Origin of the sequence: Acetobacter lovaniensis, assembly GCF_014207635.1 — a bacterium.
Taxonomy (GTDB): Bacteria; Pseudomonadota; Alphaproteobacteria; order Acetobacterales; family Acetobacteraceae; genus Acetobacter; species Acetobacter lovaniensis.
Genome location: NZ_JACHIE010000001.1, coordinates 694,401 through 708,833 on the forward strand (window position 1 = coordinate 694,401; position 14,433 = coordinate 708,833).

The window sequence follows — 14,433 nt, forward strand, 5'->3', positions numbered from 1 at the left end:
CAAGCTGGCTAAGGTAGGCACTTGTCTTGTGTTTTGCATAAGAAACACGGCCAGCAATCCGTAGTGTCAGCAACTATAATAAAGAACCGGAGTTCCCCTGTGCCAGACCTGTCCTTGCGCGCCATTTTCCGCCATGCCCTTCTGCTTTCCGCCGTTATGGGAGCAGGTAGTCTGGCCGGGCAGGCCCATGCCGCGCCGCAGAGCACACCACAAACGGCACAGGCCAGCTTTGGCGCATGGGGCGTAGACCTTGCCGGGCGGGACCTTGCGACTGTTCCGGGGAACAATTTTTTCCGCTACGCCAACGGCACGTATCTGGAGCACCTTAAAATCCCTGCGGACATGACCAGCTATGGCCCGTTCAATGCTCTGGCCGAGCTTTCCCGCACACGGGTCCAGAGCATTCTGGATGACCTGTCCGCCCACCCGGTAGCCACCCCCCGCACCACGGAAGAAAAACTGGGCACCTTCTACGCCTCCTACATGGATGTGGCGGAAGTGGAACGTCTGGGCACACAGCCACTGACGCAGGATATGGATGCCATCCGGGCCATAAAGGACATGGCAGGGTTTGCGGCCCTCAGCGGTACGGCAGTAGGGTCGTTCCAGTTTGGTCCCTTCTCGCTGGGGATCAACCCCGACGCCAAGGACCCCACGCGCTATGCGCTCACGCTTGATCAGGCCGGGCTGGGCCTGCCGGACAGGGACTATTACCTCAAACCCGCATTTGCCGCCAAAAAAGTGGCTTACCAGAGCTATATCGAAAAAGCGCTCACGCTCGCAGGCTGGCCCGAACCCGGCAAGGCCGCGGCCGCCATTGTGATTTTTGAGAGCAAACTGGCCGAAGCACACTGGCCCCGCGCGGACCTGCGTGACCCGCAGAAAACCTATAACCCCATGACACTGGCCGAACTGGGGACCAAGGCACCGGGGTTTGACTGGGTCGCATGGCTCAGTGCTTCCGGCCTGCCCGCACAGGACATGGACAAGCGGAGCCTGATTGTTGGAGAACCCTCCGCCATTACAGGCGAGGCCCGGGTGCTGGCCGCAACGGACATGGACACCCTGCGGGCGTGGCTTGCCTTCCATCTGGTCGAAAACGCCACAACGTACCTGCCGGACAGCTTTGAACAGGCCCGGTTTGTCTTTACCAAAGCCCTGACTGGCCAGCCAACCCTGACCGCCCGGTGGAAGCGGGGCGTACAGGCCACCAGTGCCGCCATGGGCATGGCGCTGGGCAAGGTTTACGTGCAGCGCTACTTCCCCCCCGAAAACCGTGTGGCCATGCAAAAATTGACCACCGACCTGAAAAATGCCTTCAGGGTCCGGTTGCAGAACAATAGCTGGATGAGTGCTGCCACCAAGGAAGCCGCACTCCGCAAGCTGGAAAACTTTGAAATTCAGGTCGGCTACCCCAACCACTGGCGCGACTACACGGGCCTTGCGGTTAAAAAAGGTGATGTGTACGGCAATGCGCGCAACGGTGTGGCCTTTGAATGGCGCTACTGGCTGGACCGTCTGGACAAGCCGGTGGACCGCAACGAATGGGACATGACCCCGCAAACGGTTAATGCCTACAACAACCCGCTGTTTGATCAGGTGGTTTTCCCCGCCGCCATTCTTCAGCCGCCGTTCTTCAACATCAAGGCTGATCCGGCTGTAAACTACGGCGCCATTGGCGGCGTGATCGGCCATGAAATGACCCACTCATTCGATGATGAAGGCCGTCAGTTTGATGAACACGGACGCCTGCGCGACTGGTGGACAAAGGACGATGCCGAACGCTTCCAGAAGCTGGCTGACCGTCTGGGTGCACAGTATGACGCGTTTGAAGTGCTGCCGGGTGTGCATGTGAACGGCAAGCTGACCATGGGCGAAAACATTGCCGATCTGGGCGGGCTGACCCTGGCACTTGATGCCTACCACGCATCGCTCAACGGCAAGCCCGCCCCGGTGGTGGACGGGCTGAGCGGTGAGCAGCGCGTATTTCTGGGCTGGGCGCAGGTCTGGCGCGAAAAACTGCGGGAGGAAACCATCCGCAGGCTTGTTGTCACGGACCCGCACTCCCCGCCCGAAGCGCGCGTAAACCTGCCCATGCACAATATTGACGCATGGTACGACGCATGGAACGTACAGCCCGGCGACAAGCTATACCTGCCGATGCAACAACGCGTTAAAATCTGGTAAAATCACCTATGGTGGCAGCGCAGGCTGCCTTGCAACACCGGACCATTTCTGGAGTGGTCCTCTACCCTGCCCGTTACCTGCACACACCCCGGAGCAAAGTTCTCTGTAGCACCGGGGCTTGAGCAATGGCAAAATAGCGGGCAAGTGGGCTATACCCACGCACACCATACTCATGCGGGGCAAGGGAGAACTCGGGCAGTCCATGGTCGATACGCGTCGCTCTTCCACACGCCCGAATGCCGCCCTACCCAACAGGCAGGAACCCCGCCTGCAACCCGCACGCCCCCTTTCCGCCCCCCCACCGGCTGAAGTGGAAGGCGGTGCAGGGCAACGGTCGCGGCTGTTCCCGTTCATGCCCGTGCCCAAGCCACCGGGCAGCCCGGTACGCGGCTCCTCCACACCCCTGATCCGCAAGGACATATACGCCGACCCCACATTGGGGCCGGTGTTTACGGCCTCGGCCCTTGCGCATTTTCTGCTTCTGGCGGCACTCCTTTATCAGGCAACGCACCACGGACAGACAGGCTCTCCCCAGGCCAGCCAGTCGTCCCCGGTGGAAATGGTTTTTTCCCAGCCCACGACCTCCAGCGGTATGGTTGGCCCCCGTTCGCCCGAAGCTGGTAGCGGCAATGCAGCCCCGCAGGCGGCCCCTCCCCCTCCGGCAGAACAGCAGCCCGACACCCAGAAAGCCCCGCCCGAAGCCAGTGAGGCGACACCGGAGGTGCCCCCCCTTCCGCAGTCGGATGACGGGTTGCCAAAACCCCAGACCACACCCCGGAAAGCGCGGCCAACTCCGCACAAATCCACGGCAAAGCCGAGCAGCCACGCAGTACCGCGCCCGCACACCCAATCCCGGCAGTTCCCAAAGAACCTGCAGTCCCTGCTCCAGCACCCGATGGATTATTCATTTAACGAGGCACCAGCCCCCCGCCGCTCCAACCGGGGCCGCCCGGGCGGGTCAAGCGCCCCGCTGGACCTGTCCATTGGACCAATGGTGGAAAACGGGCAACTGAATGCCCACTACGCCTCACGCACAAGCGTACATGGCGTAAGTAGCGACTACGCTGCGGAAATTGACGCATGGATCCAGCGCCACCTGTTCTACCCGCCCGAAGCCGCTGAGCGGGGGGAAGAGGGCAGCACCTCTGTCCATGTTATTCTCGACCGTTCGGGCCATGTGTTCAAAGTCTTTATGAGCGGGTCTTCAACCCCGGCACTGGACGCAGCAACCGTTGGCATGTTCGAAGGCGCGCAGCTCCCTCCTGTGCCACCGGACATGAAGGATCAGCATATCAACTTCGACGTCACAGTGAATTACATCCTTATCCGCAACTAGGCCTGCGGCCCCGTGCGGGTCCCGAGCGGACCATGCACGGCTACCGCGTAGGGATGACATGCAGATCACACAAAACTGAGGGGTATCCTCGCCGCAATTCTGCTTATCGTGTAAACTGACCTCTGCCACTCCAGACGACCCATAAAGAGTTTAAGGACATACTTGCGATGCCACCTTCACCCAGTTCCAATCTGCCGCCGGGTGTACCCACGATCCGCGTTGTGGCCATGCCAACAGACACCAACCCCGCAGGAGACGTGTTTGGCGGATGGATTGTCTCGCAGATGGATCTTGCCGCTGGCACAACCGCTGCCTTCCGGGCCAATGGGCGGTGCGTGACCGTTGCGATCAACAGCCTTGTTTTTCTTGAACCCGTTGTGGTGGGGGATGAGGTGAGCATCTACACCAAAATCATCCGCACGGGTCGCACGTCACTGACCATTCATGTGGAAACATGGCGCAGGGCGCGCCACACCCATATTACGTCCAAGGTGACGGAAGGGGAGTTCATTTTTGTCGCACTGGATGACAAGCGCCGCCCGCGCGCACTCCCCCCGCTTGAAGACACACTCCCCTCAACCAGCCACGAAAACGCCTGAATGCTTCCTGAAAACGCGGATAGTGCACAAAGAGCAGGCGGCATCATTCCCCCCTGACGTCACCCAGCGCAGCAGGTCATATTTGCCGTGCCATATTTTTCCCTGTTCCAGTCCATGAGCAACCCGTGCCATAACAGAGACCCTTATGCCGCCAAACCCTGCGCACGGGGCAAACCCGGGCAGGAGATACGGCGTTTTGGGTACAGATGTATTTTGTTGTCACGCGTTACTTTGCCAACGCACCATATGGTTTAAAAAACCTGCCTGCCGCCTCTGTTCCCTCCCCTGTGCCAACAGGGCGAACCATGCAGGGCTGGCAGGGATATGGCGCAACAGGAGGTCCGGTACATGAAGCACTGGCAGATTGATCAACTGCCATGGGATCGGTTTGATCCCTCCAAGGTTGACCCGGAACTGATCCCCGCCATCAAGGCGGCCGCTGTTGTGGAGCGCAACAGTGTGGACTACGCACAGTACCTCAACAACGTCTTCCACAATGACCCGGATTTCTGCACGGCGGCCAACCACTGGGCGGAAGAAGAAATCCAGCATGGTGATGCGCTGGGCCGCTGGGCCATGCTGGCCGACCCGGAGTGGGACTATCAGGCCGCATTCCAGCGTTACCGCGATTTTTACAGGATTCCGCTGGATGTTGACCACTCCGTACGCGGCTCCCGCACGGGGGAACTGATCGCCCGGTGCATGGTGGAAACCGGCACGTCCTCTTTTTATTCCGCGCTGGCCGACACCACGGAAGAGCCTGTGCTCAAGGCACTGTGCAAGCAGATTGCGGCTGATGAGTTCCGGCATTTCAAACTGTTTTATGACCACATGCACCGCTACCTGCACCGCGAGAATATTGGCCTCTGGCAGCGTATCCGCATCGCGCTGGGCCGCGTGACGGAAACCGAGGACGACGAACTGGCCTCCGCCTACTACACAACCAACGTACCGGCGGACCAACCCTACGACCATACGCGCTGCATTGCGGCCTATATGGTGCGGGCCATGCGCAACTACCGCCCCCAGCACCTGCGCCGTGTCACGACCATGGTGTTCAAGATCATTGGTCTGCCCCCCCATAGCTGGTTGCAGAGCGTAGCGTTCCGCGTTTCGGAAAAACTGTTCATCCGGCGGCAGCAACGGTTTGCACGCATTGCGGACATAAGCTGAGCAGGACTTGCCGTGTGGAGCAGGGCGGGCCATCCTCCCTGTGTTCCAACCACTGGAGAACAGACAGACCATGTTCACGCACATCATGGTGGGCACTAATGATATTGCCCGCTCGAAAAAATTCTACGATGCCGTTTTTGCTGTCCTGAACATTCCTCCAGCAGAAATCGACACCAGAGGCCGCATTACCTATGGCAAGCATGGTGACCGGTTTATTGTAACCCCGCCGCTGGATGGTAAACCCGCCACCGCAGCGAATGGCGGCACCATCGGCTTAAAGGCAGATACTCCAGCCATGGCGGACGCATGGCACAAGGCCGGTGTGGAAAACGGTGGTCAGGCCATTGAAAACCCGCCCGGCGTGCGCCAGACCCCCGTTGGCCCGCTTTACCTCGCCTATCTGCGCGACCCGGATGGCAACAAGCTGTGTATCGCCTGTAAAGTACCCGAATAACCTGGCTTTGCTGCTTCACTCCCTGCTTCTCGGAACGTACTGATCCGTTATGCAGGGAGCGACTTAGCCCTGCTGCACCAGATGGGTCCACGGCCACAATATGAGCCTGCACTCCTGTCTGGTGTGGCAAGGCGGCACCCAGCGCTTATGAACCCAGCATGCTCCGGTCCACCGCCAGACCGGCGGAAGCCTGACAGGTTGGCATCATTTCCACATGATTGATATTGACATGGGCGGGCTGGCCAAGCACCCAGGCCACGGTTTCGGCAATATCCTGCGGCAGCAGCGGGGCTGTACCCGCATAGACAGCATCGGCCTTGCCCTGATCCCCAAGCCGGACCTGACTGAACTCACTTCCCCCACATAGCCCCGGCGCAATGGTGGTTGCCCGCACCTGCCTGCCCAGCAGGTCGCTGCGCAGGTTCCGCATGAACTGGTCCACAAAAGCCTTGGTCGCCCCATACACATTGGCGCCGGGATACGGGTAAGTCCCGGCCGTGCTCCCCAAGGACACAACATGCCCGCTATTGCGCGCAACCATGCCGGGCAGCAGAGCCCGGGTGATTTCCACAAGCCCGGTTACATTGGTTGCAATCATTGTCTCCCAATCCTGCGGATTGGTCTGCCATGCTTTTTCCAGCCCAAGCGCCAGCCCCGCATTATTGACCAGCACATCAACCGCCTGCCACTCCTGCGGCAGACTGTGTGGCAGGGCCCGTAAGGCGGGCAGATCAGTCATATCCAGCCGCAGCGGCAGGATACGGCCAGCCTCAACCTGCCCTGCCAGAGCCTCCAGCCGTTCCTGCCTGCGACCGGTGGCAATAACCCGGTATCCTTCGTGCACAAGGCGTAAGGCTATGGCATGCCCAAACCCGGCGGTGGCCCCGGTTACCAGTGCAATCCTGAATTTCTGCGACATTGATCTGTTTCCATTCCAGCCAGAAGACCTTCAACAGCCTATGCCAGCATGCTGGTATCACCAACACCGTAACCCGCCCTGCCCCACACACAAACGCATGGCGCATATGAGGAGGAGCCCGGTTTACCTGCCAGCAGGGTCAGGGCTGTGGCGGTGTTCTGCCGCCTGCAACAATGTGCGCCGCTCATACGGGTGCAGCATATCCGCCAGCGTGGACTTATCCAGAACCCCCATAAACGCATCCAGCGCCTGCTCCAGCACTCCGCGCAGGCTGCACCCCTTTGCAAGCAGGCAGGGCATTCCCTCATCCCCATTACGGGTCATACAGCCGACCAGTACCATATCTTCTTCCGTATGCCGTACGACGTCCCCCACACAGATTTCTTCGGCAGGACGGCCCAGAGTCAGCCCGCCGCCGCGCCCTCTTTGTGTGCGCACAAACCCGCCGCGCCCCAGATGATGGATGATCTTGACCAGATGATTTTCGGAAATGCCATACGTCTGGGCCACCTCGCGTATGGAAACACGCCTGTCCGTATGTACGGCCAGATAAAGCAAGGTGCGTAACGCATAGTCGGTGTACAGAGTCAGGCGCATAGCAAAAAAATCTGCTCCAGCGGGTTACGGGCAGAGTGAGGGATCCCCCACACCAAGGCGGACAGGACTGGTCCTGTATGCTGCCTAACTGGCATGGTTTTTATAAAATGCGAACCCATTCCCCACCAGCCAGCACACAGACCGGCAAAATAAGGAACAAATGCAGAAAGACGATGAAACATATGCGCGCTCCTGCCTTCCACAAAACTATCCACAAGGTTTTCCCGTAATCCGTCCCCTTCTATTGTGGATAAACTTACCCGCCTCTGGGCTTAAAGAGTATAAAAAATGTCTGTTTCCTGCGGTTTGTAGCTTTTTTAAGCTTTTATGACACCAAACCCTCTTGACCTCTCATTCCAACAACGAGTCGGAGTGTTGTAATTCATCCACAGCCTGACTTACCCACCACGGCACACCCAAACCACGCTCCAGCCCCACGCTCCGGATTGCACAGATATGGGAATGGCTGGCACACTACGGCGCGATTCCTTTCTGGCCCGTGGAGCAGACAGAGCCTTATGCAGTTCATTCTTACTTTTTCCTGCCCGGACAAGGCTGGCATTGTTGCAGGCGTGACTTCGGCGCTGGCACGGCAGGGTGCAGATATTACCGAAACCCACCAGTTCAGTGACCGCAGCACGGGCCAGTTGTTCATGCGGCTGGCTTTTTTCACCCCCGGCCCCAATGACATGGCGGACATAAAAACCTGTCTGGCCCCCGTGGCGGAGCAGTTCGGCATGAACATGCGCCTGCATGATGCAGCCGTGCTGCCACGCATGATTATTATGGTCTCCCGCTTTGACCACGCTTTGCTCAACCTGCTGTATCAGGTCCGTGTCGGCTGGTTGCAGGCCCGGATTGTCGCCATTGTCTCCAACCACCCAGACAGTGAAGCCACGGCCCAGCAGGCGGGCATTCCCTATTACTACTGGCCCGTCACCCCGCAGAACAAGGCGGAACAGGAAGCCAGACTGCTGGAACTTGTACACACCACACAGGCGGACCTGATTGTTCTTGCCCGCTATATGCAGGTGCTCTCGGACACTCTGAGCACGCAGCTAAGCGGGCGGATCATCAACATCCACCATTCCTTCCTGCCATCTTTCAAAGGCGCGCGCCCTTACCATCAGGCTTATGCACGCGGCGTCAAACTGATCGGCGCGACCGCGCATTATGTGACCGCTGATCTGGATGAAGGCCCGATTATCGAGCAGGAAACCGCACGGGTGAGCCATAACCTCTCCCCCAACGATTATATTGCCACAGGCCGAGGGGTGGAATCGCAGGTGCTTGCACGCGCGGTCAAACTGCATACGGAGCACAGGGTGATGCTCAATGGGCATCGCACCATTATTTTTTCCTGACCTGCGGTCTGGCTGGCCTTTCCCATACGCCCGCTGGTCGGACGGGCCAGTATGGGAAGGCATGCCTTATTGGGCCTGCCCCCATTTTTGCCAGCCCCGCAACGCCAGCACCACAAACCCTGCGTACAGGGCTGCCGTAACCCACAGGCCGCGTTCTCCAAACAGCACGGTGTAGAAGACGTCCACCACCACCCATAACGCCCAGCTTAGCCTGTAACGGCGTGCACCCCAGAACTGCGCCAGAATACTGTAAGCACTCAGCAGGGCATCGCCCATGGGGGTTGGGTCATCCGTCCAGTGCCGCAAAACCAGTGCAAGACCCAGACCAGCAAGGCCCGTGCCCCCCACATGCCCCCATAACCGCCGGGCTGTGGGGGGCCGGAGCACACGCACCTGCCCTTCCGCGCGGGCACCGCGCAACCATTGCGCCCAGCCGTAAAGGGACAACGCAACAAACACGCCCTGCAAGGCAGCATCCGCGTACAAAGCGGCACGCACAAACACCACGCCATACAGGGCCGATGCCACCACCAGCACAGGCCAGCACACCACCATACGCTGCCCTGTCAGCCAGACCCCAAGGGCGCTGGCCAAGGCGGCAGCCCATTCCAGCGTGGTCATTCCGCCCCCTGCTGGCTTGCGGTCTGGCGTAGCAGGGCGGGCAGGCGAGCCAGAAGCTCCTTGCCTTCCCCACAGGCAAACCAGCGCCCATGCCCGAGCAGATAATCCGTATAGGCGACCTCGGCCGAAGCCTGATCATGCACCAGCCCGGCAAAATAGCCGACTTCGGACAAGGCAAACTCCACATGCACAAGGGGTAGAAACGCCACAACCTGTGCACATTCCCCAGCACTTAGCGGGCGAACGGACTGATACCCTTCCAGCAGGGCCGCTACCTGCTCCCATGCAACAACACCGGAGGCTGGCAGGGCCAGCCAGTCCACCACAGCCCGCTCCAGCGCCACGGCCAGATCAAACGATGCGCAGGTCCGGTCCGCCATGCCGAAGTCGAGCACACTGCTCACATCATCCCCGGCCCAGAACAGGTTGGAACCGTGCCAGTCCCCATGCCCCCATGCCGGAACAATATGGGGCAACAAAGGCTGCAAACGCTGGTGGAAAGGCAACAGCATGGCCTCCACGTCCCCTACCCAGTTGCGGTGTGCCAGAGCGGATCGCAACCGGGGCTGCCGGGCCACCCAATGCTGCACGGCAGGCACCAGCTCTGGCTGGGCCACAACCCGCAACCCCGAGAGCAGAGGCACCACCTCTGCCCCCCCACGTGCAGGGGCTTTGAACCCGGCTGCCGCCAGATGCAGCCTGCCCAGCGCAACACCCGCACCATAAGCCTGCCTGACCGAAAAATACGGCTGCCAGGACATGACATTCTGATAAACATCAGCCCCACGGGCGGGCAAAAAGGCCTCGTATGTCCAGTCCCCAACCGTTAGAGCCGTATGACCATCGGGCAGAACCAGCGGCGGGCAGACAGCAGCTCCCTGCCCTGCCAGATGGTTTATAAAAGCGTGTTCCTCCTCCAGCCATTTTACAGAACGCAGGGTTACGTGGTGGCGTTTGAGCAGACATTCCCCCTGCCCCTCCAGCCGCACACGCCCCAGAGCTGAAAAAGGGCGCATGCTATGCCACGCCACACTCTGGGCAGACGGCATATTGTGGAAAAAACGCAGGACTGACCGGCTTTCATCCAGTGTCAGGCAGGGCCAGTCGCGCCGCTGCTGCACGCCATTTACCCCAAACTGGGCCTGCTCCCCCACGCTCATGCCTTAAAAACCGGTGGATGCGGTAAACAGGGCAGCAAAACCTCCCCCAATGTAATAGTCAGGCGACTGGCCAGACACCACACTCCCCCGCCGCCCCACAGTATCGTGCGCGGCAAGGGTTGGGTCGGCAATACCAGACAGATAATGCTGGTTGGTGATGTTGATGAAGTTCATGCGCAACTGCGGCGCATGCAGCACGGATACGTCCTTCATACGGTAACCAAGCGCCAGATTGCCCGTAACATGGGAGGGCATGCGCTCGTCATTCATAAAGGTTGCATACTGATGCCCGGTATATTTGACCGTCATCACTCCAAAAAAATGCCCATCGTCGTATGTCAGCCCTGCTGCGGCCTGCAAGGTGGGGGAGCGCACCGAACGTTTGCCCCGTGTTGGCAGAACATCCGAGCCAGAAGAGAGGTCATTGTCAATTGTGGAGTGCAGATACTCACCTGAAAAATAAGGGCTTATATGGTGCCATGGCCTTAGCCCCACCTCCACGTCCACGCCTCGTGTGGTTTGCCCGCCCGCGTTAATGGTGGATTGTACCGGCGCACCATTGAGCATGACAAGAGTGGAAACCTGCCTGTTGGTGAAATTGTAGTTAAACAGGGTCAAGCTCCCCACAAGCAGGTCATCCGCGTAACGGTACCCCAGTTCCTCTGCAATGGAGTATTCATTCTTCAGATTACCGGTGCCTTTTTGCTCCAGTGCACCACTGGTGGGGTCATAGACATCATACAGCGCTGTTTCCGCCGGGGTGCGAAAATTGGTGGTGGCGTTAAAAAAGACCTGATGATGCGGCGTTATCTGAAATCTGGCACCAAGGCGGGGCAAGGGTACCGCCGTGTTCGTGCCAATATTATACCGGCTGCCCGGCATGGCGTTTGTACCGGTGCGGGAGAACATGACTTCCTTAAAACCCGCACTCAGCAACAGCCGGTCATGGAGCAGGCTGAGCCGATCGCCTATAAAAAGAGCGTTGGTCTGGGCAATGGTATGGTTGTTAGCCCCCCATAACGCCTGCCCCCCGGCCGTGCGCAAGGGGTTACCCCCCCATATGGACCCGGCCGCCCCCGAGGCATCCAGCATGACAAAGGTCTGCTTTTGCGCATCGTCCCCGTAATCGTACCAGTAGCCTATGGTCAGGTCATTGGAGCCATGCTTCCAGTCCAGTGCCGTGGTAAAACCTGAGCGGTAGCTCCGCTGCGTATAATCCGCCCGCACGGGTATGGACCCATCGGGGCTGTTCGCCAGAGCCGGAGCAAGCTGCACGGCGTCCGTGCCGTTGAACAGGCCTGTGCTCGGCAGTTGCATGCCCCCCGGCGCATTACCGTAGGCCCCCTGCGCATAAGGTGTGACCTTCAGTTCCAGCCCGTTGCCCAGAGCAAGGTTAACGGGGGCGGCCATGTAAAGTGTGCGCTCGGGCTGGCGGGCCAGACGCCAGTAATCCGTCCCCCCTACCGCATTGTCGGCATTATAATGGGCGGCAAGATTGTTGCCCCCGTGTATGCCATCGACCTGCCAGGCGTCTTTTGTAACCTGGGGGTAATAGCTGTTTATCGCCTGATTCCATGACCCAAGCAGGGCAACACTACTCTGCTGCCCCCATGTTTTCAGTAGCTTGAAGTCCACATGCTGGCGCTCATCCCGCCCCGGACCACGCCAGTTATCCGTTGCTCCGTGGGAATAGGAGACAAAACCCCGCAGGCCGGTATGGCCTATTTCACCACTTTCAAGCCGCAGGAACTGACGGTTGGTATTGTACGAACCATAAGAGGTATCAAACACCCCACCGGCTTTGTCCGCCGGGGTTTTGAACCGCAGCGTCATCAACCCGCCAGCCGCATTCAGCACCGGACTGTTCAGGTCTGGTGCGCCTTGTTGCAGGCTTATGGTTTCGTAATTCTCGTTATCGGCAAACTGGCTTGGGTAGCCCGTGTAGTAGGCAATGTCATTCAGGGGCATGCCTTCAAGCACATACCCTATGGCATCCCCGTTCATCCCCCTGACAGAAATATTGCTCTGGGGGGAAAAGCCGAACGGGTCCGACCCGCTTACCGTAGCCCCCGGCAACTGGGCCACAAGGTCAAACGCCGTGGCAGAGGGAGCCTGACGGGCAATATATTCGGCATTCACCACGCTCTGGGCCTGAGGCTCGGACTGAGGGCGGATCAGCCCCCCGCCCGCGGGCAGGTGTGCAAGACTGGCATGCACCGTAACAACCTGCGCCTTGCCAGCCAACGCGGTTTCCGCCGCCATGGCAGAAGACCCCGCAGCCCCCACAAACACGGCAGACACCCCATAGCAGGCCCATACAAGCCGCAAGGTCTGGTACCTTTTATGACCTTTATCCAGCGCACATCTCCCCGTCATGCACATGACCACGCATGCAGGCATATAGCGCACAAAATGGTTTTAGTTTTCGCCCCCGTCCGATTTATCCCCCAGCACGATGGTCTGGTCGGAAATGGAGACATCGGTAACGGCCGGGCGCTCCAGAGCTTCGGTTGTATCCCGCGCGATCCCGGCGGTCTTATCCTTCAGGTCTGCAAGTTCTTCACGCACATCGGACAGGATTTCCAGCAAGGCCGCATGATCTTCCGATGCGCGCTGGTCCGCCCCCTGACTTAGCACGGCACTCCCCACCATAAGGGCGGGCAATGCCACCAGTTGAATGCAGTTGCTTATGTAAAGCAGCGTGTTCTGCCATTGCGGCACAATAACCGGAACCAGAGAAAAGACAAAAAAGGCATAAACGCACCAGATGCTGCCAAACAGCATGGTCATTTTGACTGCAACGGCCACATTAAACCGCGTGATAAGGGACTTGGCTATTGTTTCGGGCTTTCTCATGGAGTCTCTTCTTCCGTTACGCCGCGCGCATAAGCAACGGGCACTGCCGCGTGCGCTGTAACATACTCCAACCACCTTGTCCGCCATATCACAACGGGCAGCACGGTTGCCCTGCACCAGACAGATATGTGCCTATGCTTTTGCGCACATCAGTTCGCCCAGCCCTTATCCCTCTGGCTGAGACCTGCGGGAAAACCGCAGTCGAAAAAACGCTGCCTGCCCACGCGCGGCATCAGCCTTGCGCAGGAACACCCCGACAACATACGTTCCGTCCTGCTCGGGCCTGCCAATATAGGCGGCGTCCTGAACCTTGCTACTGTAAACTTCCGTCCCGCCGGGATCCCGCACCCAGAAGTTGACGCGCGCGCTTTTTGCATGCCCCCCGACAAGCAGAAACTGCCCGACTTTTGCTGGCACCTTATACTGCACGACCTCTTCCCCCTCGACCGTGCCAGCAACAGTTGCTTCCTCCCCCTGCGTGCGAAAATGAACAGTGCGCTGGTAGGCCAGCGCAGACCCTGCGTGTCCCCACAGCAACGTAGCCGCCACCAGCACTCCCCCCATCCGGCGCATGATGCTTTGCTCCCTTTATGCAATGCCGCCCTGTTCGCACTTTACGCCCGACAGCGAACCGGGTTCCCTTGAGCGCACCCTACACCGCAAACATTTTTGCCCGGATGTTATTTTTATGATTTCTGGCAAGCCGTCTCCCAGAGCGCTATCTGCACCTGACATAAAAAAAACGGGCCTGCCATACGGCACGCCCGTTTTTACCCGGAGCTTTATGCTCCCTTACTGATCGACGAACTGTTCCTGCCCGACGATACCCATCTGGGTGACCCCGAGCCTCTGGGCGTCGGCCATGACGTGGACGACAGTCTTGTAATCCGCCAGCCGGTTGGGCTGGATGTGGAATTCCGGCTTGGGCTGGGCGGAGGCAATCTCGCGCAGATGCGCCTGCAGGTCGTCCTCGCTGCTGACCGGCTGCCCGTTCCAGGTAATCGTATTATCAAAATCCACCACAAGGGTCACAACCGGAACCTCCTCCGTCGAAGGCGGCGGGTTGCCCTGCGGCAGATCAATCGCAACAGATTGGGTCTGCAACGGGATGGTGATGATCAGCATGATCAGCAGAACCAGCATCACGTCAATCAATGGCGTGGTGTT

14 protein-coding genes are annotated in these 14,433 nt (G+C 59.2%); 6 read left to right on the plus strand and 8 right to left on the minus strand.

The genetic code is table 11. The annotated features are described in order from the left end of the window. Positions 1-156: 156 nt before the first annotated feature. From HNR55_RS03190 to HNR55_RS03210, 5 genes are all read left to right on the plus strand, one after another. On the plus strand, positions 157-2,187 hold the full coding sequence (locus HNR55_RS03190) for a M13 family metallopeptidase (RefSeq protein ID WP_166111328.1): 2,031 nt from the start codon (positions 157-159) through the stop codon (positions 2,185-2,187). 118 nt (positions 2,188-2,305) lie between these two features. Continuing rightward, entirely contained in the window at positions 2,306-3,523 is a 1,218-nt protein-coding gene (locus tag HNR55_RS03195; RefSeq protein WP_242005394.1) for an energy transducer TonB, read from the plus strand. 167 nt (positions 3,524-3,690) lie between these two features. Beyond that, entirely contained in the window at positions 3,691-4,122 is a 432-nt protein-coding gene (locus HNR55_RS03200; RefSeq protein ID WP_166111144.1) for an acyl-CoA thioesterase, read from the plus strand. Positions 4,123-4,470: 348 nt separating this feature from the next. Continuing rightward, entirely contained in the window at positions 4,471-5,295 is an 825-nt protein-coding gene (locus HNR55_RS03205; RefSeq protein ID WP_166111149.1) for a ferritin-like domain-containing protein, read from the plus strand. A gap of 70 nt (positions 5,296-5,365) precedes the next feature. Beyond that, positions 5,366-5,749 carry a VOC family protein gene (locus tag HNR55_RS03210; protein WP_166111152.1) on the plus strand — a complete coding sequence of 128 codons (384 nt, stop codon included), beginning with the start codon at positions 5,366-5,368 and terminating at the stop codon, positions 5,747-5,749. Between the two features lie 145 nt (positions 5,750-5,894). Here HNR55_RS03210 and HNR55_RS03215 read toward each other — a convergent pair whose 3' ends face one another. Both HNR55_RS03215 and HNR55_RS03220 read right to left on the minus strand, forming a co-directional pair. Next, entirely contained in the window at positions 5,895-6,668 is a 774-nt protein-coding gene (locus HNR55_RS03215; protein ID WP_166111156.1) for an SDR family NAD(P)-dependent oxidoreductase, read from the minus strand. A 123-nt stretch (positions 6,669-6,791) separates the two neighbouring features. Then, positions 6,792-7,265, minus strand: coding sequence for an RrF2 family transcriptional regulator (locus HNR55_RS03220; RefSeq protein ID WP_166111159.1), 474 nt, complete (start codon positions 7,263-7,265; stop codon positions 6,792-6,794). 518 nt (positions 7,266-7,783) lie between these two features. On the opposite strand from HNR55_RS03220, the gene purU reads away from it, so the two are divergent. Further along, complete coding sequence (purU, locus tag HNR55_RS03225) at positions 7,784-8,629, plus strand: formyltetrahydrofolate deformylase (RefSeq protein WP_166111162.1); 846 nt, start codon at positions 7,784-7,786, stop codon at positions 8,627-8,629. A 66-nt stretch (positions 8,630-8,695) separates the two neighbouring features. Here the strand turns inward: purU and pnuC are convergent, their stop codons facing one another. The 6 genes from pnuC to HNR55_RS03255 all read right to left on the minus strand — a co-directional run. Continuing rightward, the gene (gene pnuC / locus HNR55_RS03230) at positions 8,696-9,250 is read right to left on the minus strand and encodes a nicotinamide riboside transporter PnuC (protein ID WP_166111166.1); all 555 of its coding nucleotides are present in this window, start codon (positions 9,248-9,250) and stop codon (positions 8,696-8,698) included. Beyond that, complete coding sequence (locus tag HNR55_RS03235) at positions 9,247-10,410, minus strand: phosphotransferase enzyme family protein (protein WP_166111169.1); 1,164 nt, start codon at positions 10,408-10,410, stop codon at positions 9,247-9,249. Before HNR55_RS03235 ends, pnuC begins: the two co-directional genes overlap by 4 nt. A 3-nt stretch (positions 10,411-10,413) precedes the next feature. After that, positions 10,414-12,672, minus strand: coding sequence for a TonB-dependent receptor (locus HNR55_RS03240; protein ID WP_242005424.1), 2,259 nt, complete (start codon positions 12,670-12,672; stop codon positions 10,414-10,416). Positions 12,673-12,828: 156 nt separating this feature from the next. Beyond that, positions 12,829-13,266, minus strand: a complete 438-nt coding sequence (locus tag HNR55_RS03245; RefSeq protein ID WP_166111175.1) for a hypothetical protein — start codon at positions 13,264-13,266, stop codon at positions 12,829-12,831. 165 nt (positions 13,267-13,431) lie between these two features. Next, positions 13,432-13,839, minus strand: coding sequence for a hypothetical protein (locus tag HNR55_RS03250; RefSeq protein ID WP_166111178.1), 408 nt, complete (start codon positions 13,837-13,839; stop codon positions 13,432-13,434). Positions 13,840-14,058: 219 nt separating this feature from the next. After that, on the minus strand, positions 14,059-14,433 hold a 375-nt coding region (locus HNR55_RS03255; protein ID WP_184382537.1), incomplete at its 5' end, for an ExbD/TolR family protein.

What these genes read in the sequence shown, in the direction of transcription:
- HNR55_RS03235 (WP_166111169.1), bottom strand. Translation starts at nt 10,410, where the DNA reads ATGAGCGTGGGGGAGCAGGCCCAGTTTGGGGTAAATGGCGTGCAGCAG.
- HNR55_RS03240 (WP_242005424.1), bottom strand. Translation starts at nt 12,672, where the DNA reads ATGGCGGCGGAAACCGCGTTGGCTGGCAAGGCGCAGGTTGTTACGGTG.
- purU (WP_166111162.1), top strand. Translation starts at nt 7,784, where the DNA reads ATGCAGTTCATTCTTACTTTTTCCTGCCCGGACAAGGCTGGCATTGTT.
- HNR55_RS03205 (WP_166111149.1), top strand. Translation starts at nt 4,471, where the DNA reads ATGAAGCACTGGCAGATTGATCAACTGCCATGGGATCGGTTTGATCCC.
- HNR55_RS03200 (WP_166111144.1), top strand. Translation starts at nt 3,691, where the DNA reads ATGCCACCTTCACCCAGTTCCAATCTGCCGCCGGGTGTACCCACGATC.
- HNR55_RS03250 (WP_166111178.1), bottom strand. Translation starts at nt 13,839, where the DNA reads ATGCGCCGGATGGGGGGAGTGCTGGTGGCGGCTACGTTGCTGTGGGGA.
- HNR55_RS03190 (WP_166111328.1), top strand. Translation starts at nt 157, where the DNA reads ATGGGAGCAGGTAGTCTGGCCGGGCAGGCCCATGCCGCGCCGCAGAGC.
- HNR55_RS03210 (WP_166111152.1), top strand. Translation starts at nt 5,366, where the DNA reads ATGTTCACGCACATCATGGTGGGCACTAATGATATTGCCCGCTCGAAA.
- HNR55_RS03215 (WP_166111156.1), bottom strand. Translation starts at nt 6,668, where the DNA reads ATGTCGCAGAAATTCAGGATTGCACTGGTAACCGGGGCCACCGCCGGG.
- HNR55_RS03220 (WP_166111159.1), bottom strand. Translation starts at nt 7,265, where the DNA reads ATGCGCCTGACTCTGTACACCGACTATGCGTTACGCACCTTGCTTTAT.
- pnuC (WP_166111166.1), bottom strand. Translation starts at nt 9,250, where the DNA reads ATGACCACGCTGGAATGGGCTGCCGCCTTGGCCAGCGCCCTTGGGGTC.
- HNR55_RS03245 (WP_166111175.1), bottom strand. Translation starts at nt 13,266, where the DNA reads ATGAGAAAGCCCGAAACAATAGCCAAGTCCCTTATCACGCGGTTTAAT.